This is a genomic window from Natronorubrum halalkaliphilum (assembly GCF_009834785.1).
Classification (GTDB): Archaea; Halobacteriota; Halobacteria; order Halobacteriales; family Natrialbaceae; genus Natronorubrum; species Natronorubrum halalkaliphilum.
Genome location: NZ_WUYX01000028.1, coordinates 25,859 through 38,691 on the forward strand (window position 1 = coordinate 25,859; position 12,833 = coordinate 38,691).

23 protein-coding genes are annotated in these 12,833 nt (G+C 62.7%); all 23 read right to left on the minus strand.

The genetic code is table 11. The features are described from left to right. Nucleotides 1-133: 133 nt before the first annotated feature. The 23 genes from secY to rpl4p are packed head-to-tail and all read right to left on the minus strand — an operon-like array spanning nucleotide 134 to nucleotide 12,830. Nucleotides 134-1,594, minus strand: coding sequence for a preprotein translocase subunit SecY (gene secY / locus GS429_RS08930; RefSeq protein WP_160064737.1), 1,461 nt, complete (start codon nucleotides 1,592-1,594; stop codon nucleotides 134-136). Nucleotides 1,595-1,597: 3 nt separating this feature from the next. After that, nucleotides 1,598-2,104: an uL15m family ribosomal protein gene (locus tag GS429_RS08935; RefSeq protein WP_160064739.1), complete on the minus strand. Its 507-nt coding sequence runs from the start codon at nucleotides 2,102-2,104 to the stop codon at nucleotides 1,598-1,600. 2 nt (nucleotides 2,105-2,106) lie between these two features. Continuing rightward, nucleotides 2,107-2,574 (minus strand): 50S ribosomal protein L30, encoded by a 468-nt coding sequence (locus GS429_RS08940; protein WP_160064741.1) that lies wholly within the window; start codon nucleotides 2,572-2,574, stop codon nucleotides 2,107-2,109. After that, nucleotides 2,574-3,230, minus strand: a complete 657-nt coding sequence (locus GS429_RS08945; protein WP_160064743.1) for a 30S ribosomal protein S5 — start codon at nucleotides 3,228-3,230, stop codon at nucleotides 2,574-2,576. Before GS429_RS08945 ends, GS429_RS08940 begins: the two co-directional genes overlap by 1 nt. Further along, the gene (locus GS429_RS08950; RefSeq protein WP_006088317.1) at nucleotides 3,227-3,775 is read right to left on the minus strand and encodes a 50S ribosomal protein L18; all 549 of its coding nucleotides are present in this window, start codon (nucleotides 3,773-3,775) and stop codon (nucleotides 3,227-3,229) included. The genes GS429_RS08945 and GS429_RS08950 overlap by 4 nt, the downstream gene beginning before the upstream one ends. Next, nucleotides 3,775-4,224 carry a 50S ribosomal protein L19e gene (locus GS429_RS08955; protein WP_160064745.1) on the minus strand — a complete coding sequence of 150 codons (450 nt, stop codon included), beginning with the start codon at nucleotides 4,222-4,224 and terminating at the stop codon, nucleotides 3,775-3,777. Before GS429_RS08955 ends, GS429_RS08950 begins: the two co-directional genes overlap by 1 nt. After that, nucleotides 4,217-4,927 carry a 50S ribosomal protein L32e gene (locus GS429_RS08960; RefSeq protein WP_160064747.1) on the minus strand — a complete coding sequence of 237 codons (711 nt, stop codon included), beginning with the start codon at nucleotides 4,925-4,927 and terminating at the stop codon, nucleotides 4,217-4,219. Before GS429_RS08960 ends, GS429_RS08955 begins: the two co-directional genes overlap by 8 nt. 3 nt (nucleotides 4,928-4,930) lie before the next feature. Beyond that, nucleotides 4,931-5,464, minus strand: coding sequence for a 50S ribosomal protein L6 (locus GS429_RS08965; RefSeq protein WP_160064749.1), 534 nt, complete (start codon nucleotides 5,462-5,464; stop codon nucleotides 4,931-4,933). 2 nt (nucleotides 5,465-5,466) lie between these two features. After that, nucleotides 5,467-5,859: a 30S ribosomal protein S8 gene (locus GS429_RS08970; protein WP_160064751.1), complete on the minus strand. Its 393-nt coding sequence runs from the start codon at nucleotides 5,857-5,859 to the stop codon at nucleotides 5,467-5,469. Nucleotide 5,860: 1 nt separating this feature from the next. Beyond that, nucleotides 5,861-6,052 carry a 30S ribosomal protein S14 gene (locus tag GS429_RS08975; RefSeq protein WP_160064753.1) on the minus strand — a complete coding sequence of 64 codons (192 nt, stop codon included), beginning with the start codon at nucleotides 6,050-6,052 and terminating at the stop codon, nucleotides 5,861-5,863. Continuing rightward, nucleotides 6,045-6,581, minus strand: coding sequence for a 50S ribosomal protein L5 (locus GS429_RS08980; protein ID WP_160064755.1), 537 nt, complete (start codon nucleotides 6,579-6,581; stop codon nucleotides 6,045-6,047). The genes GS429_RS08975 and GS429_RS08980 overlap by 8 nt, the downstream gene beginning before the upstream one ends. Continuing rightward, complete coding sequence (locus tag GS429_RS08985; RefSeq protein ID WP_160064757.1) at nucleotides 6,578-7,312, minus strand: 30S ribosomal protein S4e; 735 nt, start codon at nucleotides 7,310-7,312, stop codon at nucleotides 6,578-6,580. Before GS429_RS08985 ends, GS429_RS08980 begins: the two co-directional genes overlap by 4 nt. Then, nucleotides 7,309-7,680, minus strand: a complete 372-nt coding sequence (gene rplX / locus GS429_RS08990) for a 50S ribosomal protein L24 (protein ID WP_160064759.1) — start codon at nucleotides 7,678-7,680, stop codon at nucleotides 7,309-7,311. The genes GS429_RS08985 and rplX overlap by 4 nt, the downstream gene beginning before the upstream one ends. A gap of 2 nt (nucleotides 7,681-7,682) precedes the next feature. Further along, nucleotides 7,683-8,081 (minus strand): 50S ribosomal protein L14, encoded by a 399-nt coding sequence (locus GS429_RS08995; RefSeq protein ID WP_006180012.1) that lies wholly within the window; start codon nucleotides 8,079-8,081, stop codon nucleotides 7,683-7,685. Next, the gene (locus GS429_RS09000) at nucleotides 8,081-8,530 is read right to left on the minus strand and encodes a 30S ribosomal protein S17 (RefSeq protein ID WP_160064761.1); all 450 of its coding nucleotides are present in this window, start codon (nucleotides 8,528-8,530) and stop codon (nucleotides 8,081-8,083) included. Before GS429_RS09000 ends, GS429_RS08995 begins: the two co-directional genes overlap by 1 nt. Then, nucleotides 8,521-9,000 (minus strand): ribonuclease P protein component 1, encoded by a 480-nt coding sequence (locus GS429_RS09005; protein WP_160064763.1) that lies wholly within the window; start codon nucleotides 8,998-9,000, stop codon nucleotides 8,521-8,523. The genes GS429_RS09000 and GS429_RS09005 overlap by 10 nt, the downstream gene beginning before the upstream one ends. Nucleotides 9,001-9,012: 12 nt before the next feature. Continuing rightward, a complete protein-coding gene (rpmC, locus tag GS429_RS09010) occupies nucleotides 9,013-9,225 on the minus strand; it encodes a 50S ribosomal protein L29 (protein WP_160064765.1) in 213 nt (70 codons plus the stop codon). Next, nucleotides 9,225-10,196, minus strand: a complete 972-nt coding sequence (locus GS429_RS09015; protein ID WP_160064767.1) for a 30S ribosomal protein S3 — start codon at nucleotides 10,194-10,196, stop codon at nucleotides 9,225-9,227. Before GS429_RS09015 ends, rpmC begins: the two co-directional genes overlap by 1 nt. Further along, entirely contained in the window at nucleotides 10,196-10,675 is a 480-nt protein-coding gene (locus GS429_RS09020; RefSeq protein ID WP_160064769.1) for a 50S ribosomal protein L22, read from the minus strand. Before GS429_RS09020 ends, GS429_RS09015 begins: the two co-directional genes overlap by 1 nt. A gap of 7 nt (nucleotides 10,676-10,682) precedes the next feature. After that, the gene (locus tag GS429_RS09025) at nucleotides 10,683-11,105 is read right to left on the minus strand and encodes a 30S ribosomal protein S19 (protein WP_160064771.1); all 423 of its coding nucleotides are present in this window, start codon (nucleotides 11,103-11,105) and stop codon (nucleotides 10,683-10,685) included. Beyond that, nucleotides 11,102-11,824, minus strand: a complete 723-nt coding sequence (locus tag GS429_RS09030) for a 50S ribosomal protein L2 (protein WP_160064773.1) — start codon at nucleotides 11,822-11,824, stop codon at nucleotides 11,102-11,104. The genes GS429_RS09025 and GS429_RS09030 overlap by 4 nt, the downstream gene beginning before the upstream one ends. Before the next feature lie 2 nt (nucleotides 11,825-11,826). Beyond that, nucleotides 11,827-12,081 carry a 50S ribosomal protein L23 gene (locus tag GS429_RS09035; RefSeq protein ID WP_160064775.1) on the minus strand — a complete coding sequence of 85 codons (255 nt, stop codon included), beginning with the start codon at nucleotides 12,079-12,081 and terminating at the stop codon, nucleotides 11,827-11,829. After that, nucleotides 12,078-12,830: a 50S ribosomal protein L4 gene (gene rpl4p / locus GS429_RS09040; protein WP_160064777.1), complete on the minus strand. Its 753-nt coding sequence runs from the start codon at nucleotides 12,828-12,830 to the stop codon at nucleotides 12,078-12,080. Before rpl4p ends, GS429_RS09035 begins: the two co-directional genes overlap by 4 nt. Nucleotides 12,831-12,833: the final 3 nt, after the last annotated feature.

Sequence of the window (12,833 nt, forward strand, 5' to 3'; positions counted from 1 at the left end):
GCGCTACGCACTCGAGTGATCCGACGATGGATGAGAGGAGTGCCGACACAACTGTCCGATACTGTCTCGGAACGGTACGCCACGGTGCTGTTGCTAACGAGTGGTGAGAACGAAGGGAGAAGAACCGCTACCGCTATTCGCGGCCGAACATCTCGCGCATCATCGGATGCATTTCCATCATCTGCTCCTCGGCGATCTCCTCGTACAGCTTGTACGTGATGGAGACTGCCAGCAGCAGACCTGTTCCGGTAACACCACCGATGGTGCCGAGCATGTTCGCCCAGACGGCGAGCAGTCCAACCAGCGCGCCGCCGATGACGGTCACCTGCGGGATGTACCGCTCCATGACCTTCTCGATGACGCCGACGTTCTGTCGGAAGCCAGGGATCTGCATCCCGGAGTTCTGGATCTGTCGCGCGGTCGCTTTGGGCCCCATGTTGGTGGTCTCGACCCAGAAGATGGCGAAGATCGCACCGCCGATGACCATGAACGTCAGGTCGATCGAGATACGGATCAGTACCTGCCACGCTTCCTGGGTGACGGCACCGGTCCACCACATCCAGTCGTCGGGTGAGTAGATCGGTGCGGTGTAGTAGAAGAACCCGCCGGTTGGCTGGCCTTCAGCACCGTACGCACCCAGCCACGTCGGCATTCCAGCCCACTGGCTGTTGAGGATCTGGCCCATGAACTGAATGTTGGCCTGCAGCGCCCGAACGAGGATCATCGGCAGGACGCTCGCGTAGATGAGCTTCACCGGGAAGCGACCGCGAGCACCCTTGACGCGGGCGTGACTGAGCGGGATTTCGACCCGCACGGACTCCGCGTAGACGACGATACCGAAGATTAGCAACGTCGTCATCAACGCGATGATGTGCCCCTCCTGGAGCAACAGCGTGTACAGACCATCGCCGGCCACGATCGAGCCGATCTCGACCTGTCCGGTGATGATCCGATACCAGTCGTAGAAGAACCCGCCCGCATCGGGTTGGATAAACCCGGTGACGAGTCGCTGGCTCACGCTGGCGATAATGAACAGGCCGATCCCGCTGCCGATCCCCCACTTGCTGACGACCTCGTCCATGTAGAGGATGAGGACCCCGCCAACGAAGATCTGGAGGAACATCAGTGTCTGGACCTGCGTGTGGCCAAACTCGAGCCCGCCGAGCGTCAGCGACTGCTGAGCTGGCAGGAAGCCGCCGGCGAACACCATCGGAAGCGCAGTCAACGCCGTCATGATGACGACGAGCAGCTTCTGCAGCCCCTGGTAGAGCACCTGGTCCCGCGGATCGTTCGTGTCGAGACCGAGCAGGTTCGCACCGCCAAGTAGCTGCAAGACGATGCTCGCGGTGACGATCGGTCCGATACCGACCTGCATCAGCGATCCCTGCTCACCGGCGAGGACCGAACGGAACTCACCGAAGATGTCGGTTGCTCCTTCGGCACTGCCGAGCAGCGAGATGTTCGTCAGGAAGAAGTACAACACGAGGATGCCAGCAGTCCACGCCAGCTTGCGCTTGAAGGGGACGTGTCCCTCAGGACGTCGCACTGCGGGCATCCGCGTCAAGACCGGTTCGGCGGCTTCCTTCCATCCCATATGTTATTCCTCGTCCTGTTCGGATTCGTCGTCCGCGTCAGCGTCTTCTGCTTCGGCTGCGGCTTCCTGCCCTCGTTCCGAAACGACCGCCTCGCCGCCGGCAGACTCGAGCTTTTCTCGAGCGCTGTCGGAGAAGGCGTCCGCCGTTACCTCGAGGGAGTTACGGACCTGCCCCGAGCCGAGAACCTTGACGATGTCGACCTCGTGGCCGTCCTCGACGATATCGCGTGCGTCGAGTTTGTAGCCGTCGTCGGTCTCTTCGGCGAGTTCGTCGGCGACGTAGAGGATCGCGTCCTCGTCTAACTTCTGGACGTCGATCTCTGCGACATCGTCGCGGATGCCGTCAGGTCGCGTGAAGCCGTGTTTTCCTTTCGGTTCGTAGTTGTGGAACTCGTGTTTGCTGCGCCCGGCACGACCGCGGCCACCACGGTGGCCCGCACCGCGTCGATTCTTGTGAGAACCGCCGCTGTGAGTGCGCGATCCGCGTTGGCGTCGTTTTTTGCTCGTCATGGTTATCGCATCGATTCTAGGAGGTCGTTAATCTCCCCTGTTGTATGCTTTCCGAGTTGGCCGCCCTCAACGGTCGGCTTTTTGATACCGGCGTGACCTCCCCGCGGTGGGTGAAGTCGAAGCGTCGGTGACAGTCCTTCATCACGAAGTGTCGTCTCCTCGTCGAGCAGCGCCGCGGCCAGTTCGCCGAAGTCGGCGTACTCGGTGTTGTCGGCGAGCCACTCCTCGTCGACGTCTGCTTGCTTGCCCTCGAGGGGCTCTGCTCGCTTTGCAAGCAGCGTCTCGAGAACATCGGCGTCGGGCTCACCGACGGCGACGTAGTCGTTGACCTTCGCGATCATCCCCTGGTAGGCGTCGGTCTCGGGAACGAGCGTACAGTGGTTGATGCTGTGGATGTTGAGCATCTCCAGCGTATCCTGTACGTCTTCCTGACGGTTGACTTCGCCACGAACCTGCACGATTGCCTTCATCACTCACTCACCTCGGCTTCCTCTCGCTCTCGATCGGGTCGGCGTCGTGGATGACGCGACTGCGATGCGTTCTCGAGTGCGTTGAACGTCGCTTTGGCGAGATTCACGGTAGTTCGAGTGTTTCCGTGGCTCTTGGTCCAGACGTTTTCGATGCCGGCCAGTTCGAGGACGGCGCGGACGGTGTCACTCGCAGCCAGCCCGAGCCCTTCGGGGGCGGGGATGACGTCGACCTCGACGGAGCCGGCTTTGCCGGTCGTCCGTCGGGTGAGCGAGTGGGGTCGGTCCGAGCGATCCTCCCACGACCCGGAGCCGCGGGGAACCTGAATGATGTTCAGCTTCGCGATACCGATCGCCTTCTGGATGGCAGACCCGACCTGATCGTCTCGGCCTTCCGCGTAGCCGACGTAGCCGTCGCGGTTACCGACCGCGACGACGCATCGGAACTTCACGCGGCGTCCGGAGTCGGTCATCCGCTGGACCATGTTGATGTCCAGCACTTCGTCGTCCAGTCCGGGGAGGAGCTGGTCGACGATCTCGGGCTCCTTCAGTGGGAGTCCCGAGTTGAGGGCGGTCGCCATATCGTCGATCTCGCCCTCTTGGACCTTCCGACCGAGACGGGTGACGGGTTCCCATCCGCTGTCGTTGTAGTTACTCATTCGAGAATCGCCTCTCGTACCTCGTCGAAGTGTTCTGGGAGGTCCGCTGCGTCGAATTCGCCGCTGTACAGCGGCTCGTCTAACTGTTCAGCGTACTCGGCGATGTGTTCGCCGCGGGTACGCGACCAGTCTGCGAGCACGCTATCGTTGTGCGGGATCTCGAGACCTGCGTCGATTGCGCCTTCCTGTACCGCGAACACTTTGTTCCCGGGCGTCGCGGTGTTCAGACCGATGTCGAGGACAGCCTCCTCGAGACCGGCGTCGACCGCTCGCTTGCCGGCCAGCAGGCCGGTCAGGTAGGCAGCGGAGATGTTGCTTGTCGGGGCTTCCCAGCCGTACTCTTCTAGATCGCTCGAGTGTGCGCTTGCGAGCGTCTCGTCTCCCTGAGGTCCGGGAGTGATCAGCTGCGCCGTAGTGTGCTTGTTGCTCTTGCGAGCAACGAGGCGGGGCTTGCCCGATTTCAGCAGGCGCAACCTCTGGTGGTAGTCCGTCCGGACCTCACGGCGACGCCGCATCGGTACTTTGTATCGTGGTCCTGTCGCCATTATTGGTCACCGTAGGTTTCGTCGATGTAGTTCAACAGGTACCGGACGCTACGGAACTCCCCGCCGCCGGCTTTCTTGTAGAGCTGGCGGTACTGCGTGGGCGTCAGCTCGCCCTTGTCGCGGAGTTCACGCAGCTTCCGTCGCTGTGCGCGAATCTTCTTCTGCCATTCGTCTTTCTCGTTCTGGCGTGCGCCCTTCTTGCCGCGGCGCTTGCCGGGCCCCTTCTGGTGGCCGTACGCGCGTTTTGCGTTGCGCTCGCGAGCGCGGCCGCGGGAGTTGCCCTTGGCGTCTTCCGCCTGAATGCGACCCTCGTCGACGAGTTCGCGGATCTCGTCACGGGTGATCGCTTCGGCGATGTCCGCCTGAGCGTCGGGGTCGAGCCAGACGCGGTTCTGACCGACGTCCAAGACGTCGGCAGCGAGTCGCTTCTGTGCGGTGAGATCAGTCATTGGATTCCACCTCGACTTCTTCGTAGGTCGGGTTCAGGACGCGAACGCCCTGTTCCTCGGCCTGTTCTTCGATTCGCTCGCGCTTGCGCGCGCCGACCGAAGAAGCGATTCGAACTGCTTCGCGGTCGCCGTCGACACCCTCGAGATCGTTCGTGTTCTCCACGTAGACCTCTTCGAAGCCGCTGGGATGTTTCCCGCGTACCTCTTTCGGGGTGCGGAAGCCGGCCGCGACCTTCGGACCCTTCCCCTTGACACCGCGGCGCTGTTTCGACAGCTGTCCGCGTGGTCGGCGCCAGGATTCGGGCGTCCGCTTTTTCTTGTGGTAGTCCTGTCGGTTGAACTGCGGTTTGCCGACGGATCGTCGACGGTTGAGCAGCCGTTCCTCCTCGTCGGAGAGTTCGGGCGTCTTCTCGGTCAGCCCGCGGGGCTGCAGCTCCGTCTCCACGTCTTCTTCGGGCTCTTCCTCCTCGGCACTCTCGTCCTCGATCTCGGCGTCCGTTTCCTCGGTGACCTCGAGGTCACCGACGTCGGCTTTGATTCGGGCCGCGAGTGCGTTCCCGACGCCTTCGGCCTCGGCCAGGGCGTCCTGGTCGGCCTCTTTGACGTCCTCGATGGATTCGAAGCCGGCCTCGCGCAGGGCGTCTGCCTTGCTCGCGCCGACACCGCTGATGTCCTCGAGTTCCTGTGGTTCGTCGTCTGCCATCTATCAGGCACCTCCTGCGGCGGGTTTCTCGGTGATGTAGACCCCGTCCTGGAAGACGCGGGTGTCCTTGCCGCTGACTCGCGTCAGCTGCTCGATGTCTGCCGCCGTCTGACCGACGTCCTCTTTGTTCGGGCCGGAGAGGACGAGTCGTTCGTCGTCGACGGAGACGTCGGTTTCACCGTGGATAGTCGTACGTCGCGGTGCCTTTTCGCCGAGGAAGTTCTCGATGACGACATCCTCGCCCTCGACGCGGACCTGCATCGGGAAGTGAGAGTAGAAGACTTCCATCTTGTACTCCCAGCCCGTGGTCACGCCGTGGAAGGCGTTCTGGATGTGGCTCTCGAAGGTGCCGACGGTCGCGTTCGTTTTCGCGTCCTCGGCATCGCTTTCGATGACCACACTGTCGTCTTCCGTCTCGACGGACACGTCGGGGTACCAGAGGCGGCGGCTGACGCTGCCTTCGGGACCATCGACGGTCACGTCGAGATGATCGATCTCGACGGTTACGTTTTCGGGGATTTCCAGTTCGACTCGCATGGTTAGTAGACGTATGCGATCACCTGACCCCCAATACCCTTCTCACGAGCCTCGTAATGGCTCATGATGCCGCTACTCGTCGTCACGACGAGCGCACCGAAGTCTCGAGCGGGGAGATAGCGCTTCTCCCACTTCTCGTAGTCTTCGGAACCTGCGGCGTAGCGGGGCTTGACGGGGCCACACTGGTTGATCGCTCCTTTCAATTCGACCTCGAACTGACCGGCTTTTCCGTCATCGACGTACTCGAAGCCGTCGATGTACCCGCGGTCGTAGAAGACCTCAAGTACGCTGCCGATCTCGTTCGAGGCGGGTGTTACCTCGTGGGTGAGATGCCCCACGCTCTCGGCGTTGTCGAGTCCCGAGAGCGCGTTGCTGAGTGGATCGTTCCCAGTCATATTATCGATACTTCTTGAATCCCATATCGCGGGCGATTTCGCGGAAGCACTGTCGGCACAGGTTGATGTCGTACTTGCCGACGAGGCCCTGCTCGCGGCCACAGCGCTGGCACTGTTCGATCTGGCCGGTGCGCTTTGCCGCGTGCTCGCCCGTGCGTTCGCTTTCTACGTTGTCTGTTTCGCTTTCACTCATCGTCTGCCTCCACGCTCACGTCGAAGTTCGCCTCGATGAACGCGATTGCGTCCTCGGGGGTGAGTCGGTGGCTCGACGGGATCGACCGGTTGGCCTTGTCGCGCTTGGCCACGCGGTAGCCCGGACGAACCAGGTTGACGGTAACGTCCAGTCCGTAGATCCCGACGTTCGGATCGTACTCCTGGCTCGGGAACTCGGTGTGTTCCTCGACGCCGAAGCTGAAGTTGCCCGTATCGTCGAACTGCGCGGGGTCAATGTCAGCGAGCGGCAGAGACTTCTCGAGGAAGTCGTAGGCGTCCTCGCTACGAAGGGTGACCTTCGCGCCGATCGGATCGCCCTGACGAATACCGAAGTCGGGTTCGGTCCGTTTCGCCTGGGTACGGACGCTCTGTTGTTCGGTGACTTCCTCGATGATGTCCTCTGCCTTGCCGAGTTCGCGGCCACCGCGGCCGACGCCCATGTGGACGACGACTTTCTCGACGCGCGGTTCGCGCATTTCGTGGAAGTCGCCGGCGTCAGCTTCGCTCATTCGTCATCACCTTCGGTTGCGTTCTCCGACGACTCGTCGTCGCCAGTGAAGTTCTCGTCGATCACGACGACGTACTCCTGGACGGTCTCGAAACCGCCATCGTCCGTGGAGACACCGATGGTGTTCGGGCCGCTGCCCGGCGTGATGTCGATCGCGTCGATCTCGCCGATCTTGCCGCCGTGGTTGCCACGGACGGCCGTCACGAGCGCACCCTCTTCGAACGGGAAGTGGGCGACGATCGATTTATCGTCGTTATCGACGACGACCGAGTCGACGCTGCTGTACTCACTGCCGTCATCGACGAGGACGTTCGTCCCGTCGTGAAGCGTCAGCTGCGTGTCCCCACCGGGGACCTGCTGTTTGCCCTCGATCTTGCCGAGGCGGCTTCCGGCGGATTCCTCGTCGATTTCGGTCAGCGCGAGCCGACCGCCTTCGTCGGGGAAGACGCGGTAGTACTCCTCGCGGCCGGGGAACGCAACGATATCGAACATGCCGATCGGGCGCTGTTCGTCGTTGATCGGGTCCCCGTTGATGAGGATCGCATCCTCGCTCAGGGCGTATCGTGCTTCTTTCTTCGAGTCCACGTAACCGAGTACGTCCCGCAGCAAGACGACGAGCGGCACGCCGTCCTCACCGTGCGGGCCGGCGCCGGCTTTGACCGTGAAGGTCTCCGTCTTGCGCTCGACCGGCCAGGACTTCGGAACGGACAGTCGTTTCTGGTGTTTGGTCATTCGTTATCACCGTCGTCGCTTTCGCCTTCGAGGCGTGCCTCGCGACGCTCGTCTTCCAGGTTGAGGTCCGTGATACGGACGTTCGATGGGGCAAGCGGCCGCGGCACTTCTTCGCCGTCTGCCGTCTCGACCGTGACGTCCTCAACGTGGATCGTGCCGTCCTCGAGGATGGCACGCAGGACTTCGCCTTCGTCGCCGGCGTTGTCGCCGCGCATAACCTCGACCGTGTCGCCCGCGTTGACGCGGGTTCGACGGGTGCCGTACTCTTCGCGGAGTTCGTCGGACAGCGTCGCGTGGAGCTGCTTCTGTCGCTTGTGCAGCGGGGCACGCTCCGTCTGATTTCGCTGTTTGTGTGGTTGCTTACTCATATCTATACGATCATCGTCGCCGTGCTGGCGATTGCTCCGAAGCGCTCTGCGACTTCGCGGGCGATCGGGCCTTTGATCTCGGTCCCGCGAGGCTCTTCGTTCTCGTCGATGATGACCGCCGCGTTGTCCTCGAACTTCAGCCGCGTACCGTCGGGCCGGCGGATCGACTTCCGCTGGCGGACGACGACGGCCTCGAGGACCTGTCGGCGCATCTCGGGGGTACCCTTCGTGACCGAGACGGTCACTTTGTCACCGATCCCCGCCTTCGGCTGGCGGTTCTTGGTGCCGTGGTAGCCCGCGACGCTAATGACTTTGAGTTCGCGTGCGCCGGTGTTGTCGGCACACGTGACCAGCGAGCCCTTTTTGAGCCCCTGGGTGACGTCGGCTTTCATCGCCTCCATCACTGATCAGCCTCGGTTGCTTCGGGTTCGGCGCCCTCGGTGACGTCGCTTTCCGACAGTTCCCGGTCAGGCTCTGCCTGACGGGTCAGGTCGGCGACGTCAGCCGCAGTCGCTTCTTCGGTTACTTCGACGACCACGTGCGATTTCGTCTTCGACAGTGGTCGGGTCTCTGCGATCTTGACCGTATCGCCGACAGAGAGTTCCTCGAGCACGCCCGGCACGTGTGCCGGAATGCGCGAGCGTCGCTTCATGAGGCGGTCGTACTTCGGAACCGCCACATCGTACTCTCGTTCGACGACTACGGTCTTGTCCATGTCCGTCGAGACGACGGTTCCGACGAGGATCTGACCTCGAACGGAGAGCTCGCCGTAGAACGGACACTTCTCGTAGTCGTATTCCTCCGGGTTTTCGGGTTCCGGAGGGGTTTCAACGTCTAGTCCTATTGCCATGGTGAATCACCACTAGTTTCCGTGCGTCGAGCGGGTCGTGAGAGCAGCCGCGATCCATCGACCGTAACGTAGGCTACATCCTCGCCAGCAGCGCGGCAGTGGTCCCGGGAGGGATCATCGCCACGACAGCCGGCGGCATCAGCATTGCCATCGCCGCCGGCTCGGTCTGCGGCGTCGGACGAATCGTCCGCCGCTGCAGGTTGAGTGTCGGCCAGTTTGGACGCAGTCCCCGACTCCTTCCCGGAGTCGGCGGCTTCATCTGTGATCGCGAACTCGAACGTCGAGCCCGACTTCGGCACCATCACCACTCGAGACTCCCCGTCGTCACGAATCTCTATCGAGAGCGTGTTCGTCGTCTCGATGACGACGCGGCCCTCGATACCAACGCGCGAAGCGTCGTCACTCTCGACGACGCGGACGCGCAGGCCGTTGAGTTCGTGTCGCGGGAGGGTCTCGGGTGTTAGTGCCATTGTATCGTGTCGTTATTCGTCGTCGAGGTCGCCTTCTTCCCGCTGGATCGTCTTGATCCGCGCGATGGTGGTACCCAACTCACCGATGCGACCCGGGTTCTCCGGGGCACCACCGGCGGCGAGGACGGACTTCTGGTTCAGCAGTTCCGTCTCGAGCTCCTCGAGTTCCTCTTCGCGTTCGGCGGGCGTCATGTCGCGGATCTCTTCGACGTGGAGGATCGCCATCAGGCGTCACCTCCTTCGTCTGCCTCTGCATCCGCGTTAGCCTCGGATTCAGCGTCCTCCTCGTCCATTTCGGCGACGAGCTCTTCGGCTTCCGCTTCGACGTCCTCCTCGAGTTCGTCGAGGTCGTCCTCGATCGGCGACTCGTCGGGGACTTCGACTTCCTCGGCTTCGTCCTCGTCGGACGCAACCTCTTCTTCGATGACCTCCTCGACGACGTCTTCGTCGACGTCAGGCTCCGGCTCGACGGCCTCGTCGGCCGCCGCTTCGGCGCCGGATTCGGTCGCTTCGGCCTCTTCGGGTTCGCCCTCGAGGAGTTCCTCGACACCCTCGGCCTCGTTGGCCTCGACGGCGTCGGGAACGACCTCTTCGGGGTCCATGTCTTCGTGGACGCCGAAGTCGTCGGGCAGCTCGGCACCTGGCGGGATGATCTTGACGTTGACCCCGATGGTACCGAGTTTCATCACTGCGACGCCCTGTCCGTGGTCGACGACCTCTTCGGCGGGTTCGCCGTTGTGTTTGATGTAGCCACGGTTGAACTTCTCGACGCGCGATCGCGCGCCCGTGACCTTTCCGGAGAGGACGATCTCGGCGCCGAGTGCGCCGGCTTCCATGATCCGGTCGATCGTCGTGTGACCGGCCTTCCGGAAGTACCAGCCACGCTCGAGTGCGTTGGCCAGTCGGTCCGCGACGATCCGTGCGTTGAGGTCTGGCTCCTCGACCTCCTGGACGTCGATCTGCGGGTCCTCGAGGTTAAACTTCTCCTCGAGAGCCGTCGTGACCTTCCGGATGTTCTCGCCGCCTTTGCCGATGACCATCCCGGGCTTCTCCGCCTTGAGGACGATCTGGGTTCCCATCGGCGTCTTGGCGACATCCATGCCACCGTAGCCTGCACGGCCGAGCTCTTCCTGGAAGAACTCGTCGATCTGGGATCGCTGCAGGCCGTTTTCGATGAACTGGTGTTCGTCAGCCATTAGTTATCTCCCTCCTCGTCCTCGGTTACCTCTTCGACCACGATCTCGACGTCGACCTGCGGCGTGTTCCAGGCCGAGGCACGCCCCATCGCACGGGGCTTGCGACCGACCGATTCGCCGACCTTGTGAGCGGCGACGTGGACGATTTCCATCGCCTCGCCGTCGAAGCCCTGGTGGTCTGCGTTCGCCGCAACGTTCTCGAGCAGGTCGAGGAATTCGCCCGAGACCTTCTCGGGGTACTTACCGGCGTCCCAGCCGTCGATGTCGGAACGGTGTCCGGCACCGGAATTGTGGGACTTGAACGGCACCGACTGCTCCTCGTCGATGACGTCCTGCAGGTACGCCTGAGCGTCTGCGACGGTTCGGCCCTTCAGTTCGCGGGCGACTTCCTTGCTGTGCTTGTGGCTCATGTGACGCTCCCGGAGCATCGCTTTCGCCGTGGCGTCCGGATCCGCGTCGACTGAGTAGTTGATTCCCATACGATGATCACTTCAGTGGGACGAACTTCGAGGATCGAGTCGCGCCGATACCGGCCTGTCCGTGTTCGACGGAGTTTCGGGTCAGCTGGAACTCGCCGAGATAGTGTCCGATCATCTCGGGCTCGACGCGGACGCGCTCGAACGACTGACCGGTGTACACTTCGAAGGTCAGCCCGACGAACTCCGGCAGGATCGGCATATCCCGCAGGTGGGTTCGGATCGGCGCGTTCGCTGTCTCTTCCTCGCCTTTCTCGCGGGCCTTTTCGAGAAGCTTCTGCTTCTCGACGGAGAGTCCGCGTTCGATACTTCGCCGCTTTCGAGCGGGCAGCAGTTCCGCGACTTCCTCGATGTCCAGATCCTGCAACTCCTCGAGCGTGTGGCCGCGGTAGGTGAACTCACCTTCACGGCCGGTTCTGTACTCCTGACTCATTTGTTTCCACCTCGGCCGGTACGGCGCGAGGAGATGTCACCGACCTTCCGTCCCGGCGGGGCGTCCCGCGAGACGGACTTCGGTTTGCCGGGGTGCTGGCGGCCGCCGCCACCGAACGGGTGGTCGACGGCGTTCATCGCGACACCACGGACGCGAGGCCATTTCGTGCCCCGTGCTTTCATCTTGTGATACTTGTTCCCGGCCTTGACCATCGGCTTCTCCGTTCGACCGCCACCGGCGACGACGCCGATGGTGGCTCGACACTGTGGATCGAGGCGCTTGACCTCGCCACTCGGAAGCTGAATGACCGCCGCGTTGCGGTCGTGGGTGATCAGGTCCGCGTTGACACCCGACGAACGGGCGAACTTACCGCCGTCGCCAGGATTGGCTTCGACGTTACAGACCGGAACCCCTTCTGGGATCTCGCCGAGCGGCAGCGTGTTGCCCGGTTTGATCTCCGCCGAGACACCGACCTGGACCTCCTCGCCGACAGCGACGCCCTCGGGAACGAGGATGAGTCGCTGATCGCCGTCTTCGAACTCGACGGCGGCGATGGGTGCCGAGCGAGCGGGGTCGTGTTCGATATCGACGACCGTCCCGCGGACGATGTCGTCGGTTTCCTCTTTCTTGTGTTCGAGCTTCGCCTTGTATCGGTGCGACGGGGCACGGAACGTGGAGGAACCGCGACCGCGTCGTTGTCCCTGAATGCGTCGTCCCATTCTCAGAACACCCCGATTCGCGAGGCGACTTCCTGCGCGTCGTCGTCCTCGCTCAGTTTGACGGTTGCTTTCTTTTTGCCCTTCATCGTTACCTGCGTGTTGACGTCGGCGACCGAGACGTCGAAGCGCTGTTCGACTTCGTCGCGAATCTCGGGCTTGGTGGCGTCAGGGTTGCAAACGAACTGGAGCTTGTTCTCGAAGTCCATGTCGTTCATCGCCTTCTCCGTGACCAGTGGGTGCTCGATAAGCGAGCTCATCGGTCGGCCACCTCCTCGAGTGCGCTTTCGGTCCAGACGGTCAGTCGACCCGGCTGTGCGCCAGGGGCGAGATCTTCCGCGTTAACCTCGGCTGCCGTCGTCACGTCCGCTCCAGCGAGGTTCCGGGCCGCTCGGGATGGGCCGGTCTCGCTCGAGGTGACGAAGAGAATCGACGTCGGCGTCTTGTACTTCCGGCCACGGGTTTTCCCCTGACCAGCACGGACGCTTCGACCCTCGTCTGCGCGTTCGATGTCGTCCGCGAGGCCGGCTGCCTCAAGGAACTCGACGACCTCCTGGGTCTTCACGAGGTCTTCGAACTCGTCGGTGACGACGACGGGAATCTCGATATCGTCGTCGAACTGGTGGCCGCGGTCGGCGACCAGTTCGGCGTCGGTCGTCGCAGCAATCGCGCTGCGGACGGCCAGTTTCTTTGCTTTCGTGTTGATCGATTCGGACTGGTCCTTCTCGGCTTTCGGCGGGTGTGCCTTTCGTCCCTTGACGGTCTGGGGGACGCGGCGACCGCGTCCTTCCTGTCGTGGAACGTGGGCCATACCTCGGCCACTACCGAACGATTCGGCCGGCGTTCGAAGGCCGGCGAACTCGTCGGCGCCGTAGTCCTGTTTTCGGTTTGCCTGTGCGGCGCGGACGGCGCGACCGATCAGATCCGGGCGGTACGTGGTCTCGAAGACCGCCGGAAGATCGACCGAGCCCGCGTCCGAGCCATCCAGGTTTCGTACTGTTGCGTCCATGTG

Bases quoted from the DNA above. Each gene is read 5' to 3' on its own strand.
- GS429_RS08980 (WP_160064755.1), bottom strand. From the start codon at position 6,581: ATGAGCGAAGCTGACGCCGGCGACTTCCACGAAATGCGCGAACCGCGC.
- secY (WP_160064737.1), bottom strand. From the start codon at position 1,594: ATGGGATGGAAGGAAGCCGCCGAACCGGTCTTGACGCGGATGCCCGCA.
- GS429_RS09000 (WP_160064761.1), bottom strand. From the start codon at position 8,530: ATGGCAATAGGACTAGACGTTGAAACCCCTCCGGAACCCGAAAACCCG.
- GS429_RS08985 (WP_160064757.1), bottom strand. From the start codon at position 7,312: ATGACCAAACACCAGAAACGACTGTCCGTTCCGAAGTCCTGGCCGGTC.
- GS429_RS08935 (WP_160064739.1), bottom strand. From the start codon at position 2,104: ATGACGAGCAAAAAACGACGCCAACGCGGATCGCGCACTCACAGCGGC.
- GS429_RS09015 (WP_160064767.1), bottom strand. From the start codon at position 10,196: ATGGCTGACGAACACCAGTTCATCGAAAACGGCCTGCAGCGATCCCAG.
- GS429_RS08960 (WP_160064747.1), bottom strand. From the start codon at position 4,927: ATGGCAGACGACGAACCACAGGAACTCGAGGACATCAGCGGTGTCGGC.
- GS429_RS08975 (WP_160064753.1), bottom strand. From the start codon at position 6,052: ATGAGTGAAAGCGAAACAGACAACGTAGAAAGCGAACGCACGGGCGAG.
- rplX (WP_160064759.1), bottom strand. From the start codon at position 7,680: ATGAGTAAGCAACCACACAAACAGCGAAATCAGACGGAGCGTGCCCCG.
- GS429_RS08955 (WP_160064745.1), bottom strand. From the start codon at position 4,224: ATGACTGATCTCACCGCACAGAAGCGACTCGCTGCCGACGTCTTGGAC.
- rpmC (WP_160064765.1), bottom strand. From the start codon at position 9,225: ATGGCGATCCTCCACGTCGAAGAGATCCGCGACATGACGCCCGCCGAA.
- GS429_RS08945 (WP_160064743.1), bottom strand. From the start codon at position 3,230: ATGAGTAACTACAACGACAGCGGATGGGAACCCGTCACCCGTCTCGGT.
- GS429_RS08995 (WP_006180012.1), bottom strand. From the start codon at position 8,081: ATGGAGGCGATGAAAGCCGACGTCACCCAGGGGCTCAAAAAGGGCTCG.
- GS429_RS08940 (WP_160064741.1), bottom strand. From the start codon at position 2,574: ATGAAGGCAATCGTGCAGGTTCGTGGCGAAGTCAACCGTCAGGAAGAC.
- GS429_RS09025 (WP_160064771.1), bottom strand. From the start codon at position 11,105: ATGAGTCAGGAGTACAGAACCGGCCGTGAAGGTGAGTTCACCTACCGC.
- rpl4p (WP_160064777.1), bottom strand. From the start codon at position 12,830: ATGGACGCAACAGTACGAAACCTGGATGGCTCGGACGCGGGCTCGGTC.
- GS429_RS09020 (WP_160064769.1), bottom strand. From the start codon at position 10,675: ATGGGAATCAACTACTCAGTCGACGCGGATCCGGACGCCACGGCGAAA.
- GS429_RS08965 (WP_160064749.1), bottom strand. From the start codon at position 5,464: ATGCGAGTCGAACTGGAAATCCCCGAAAACGTAACCGTCGAGATCGAT.
- GS429_RS09005 (WP_160064763.1), bottom strand. From the start codon at position 9,000: ATGGCACTAACACCCGAGACCCTCCCGCGACACGAACTCAACGGCCTG.
- GS429_RS08970 (WP_160064751.1), bottom strand. From the start codon at position 5,859: ATGACTGGGAACGATCCACTCAGCAACGCGCTCTCGGGACTCGACAAC.
- GS429_RS09035 (WP_160064775.1), bottom strand. From the start codon at position 12,081: ATGAGCTCGCTTATCGAGCACCCACTGGTCACGGAGAAGGCGATGAAC.
- GS429_RS08950 (WP_006088317.1), bottom strand. From the start codon at position 3,775: ATGGCGACAGGACCACGATACAAAGTACCGATGCGGCGTCGCCGTGAG.
- GS429_RS09030 (WP_160064773.1), bottom strand. From the start codon at position 11,824: ATGGGACGACGCATTCAGGGACAACGACGCGGTCGCGGTTCCTCCACG.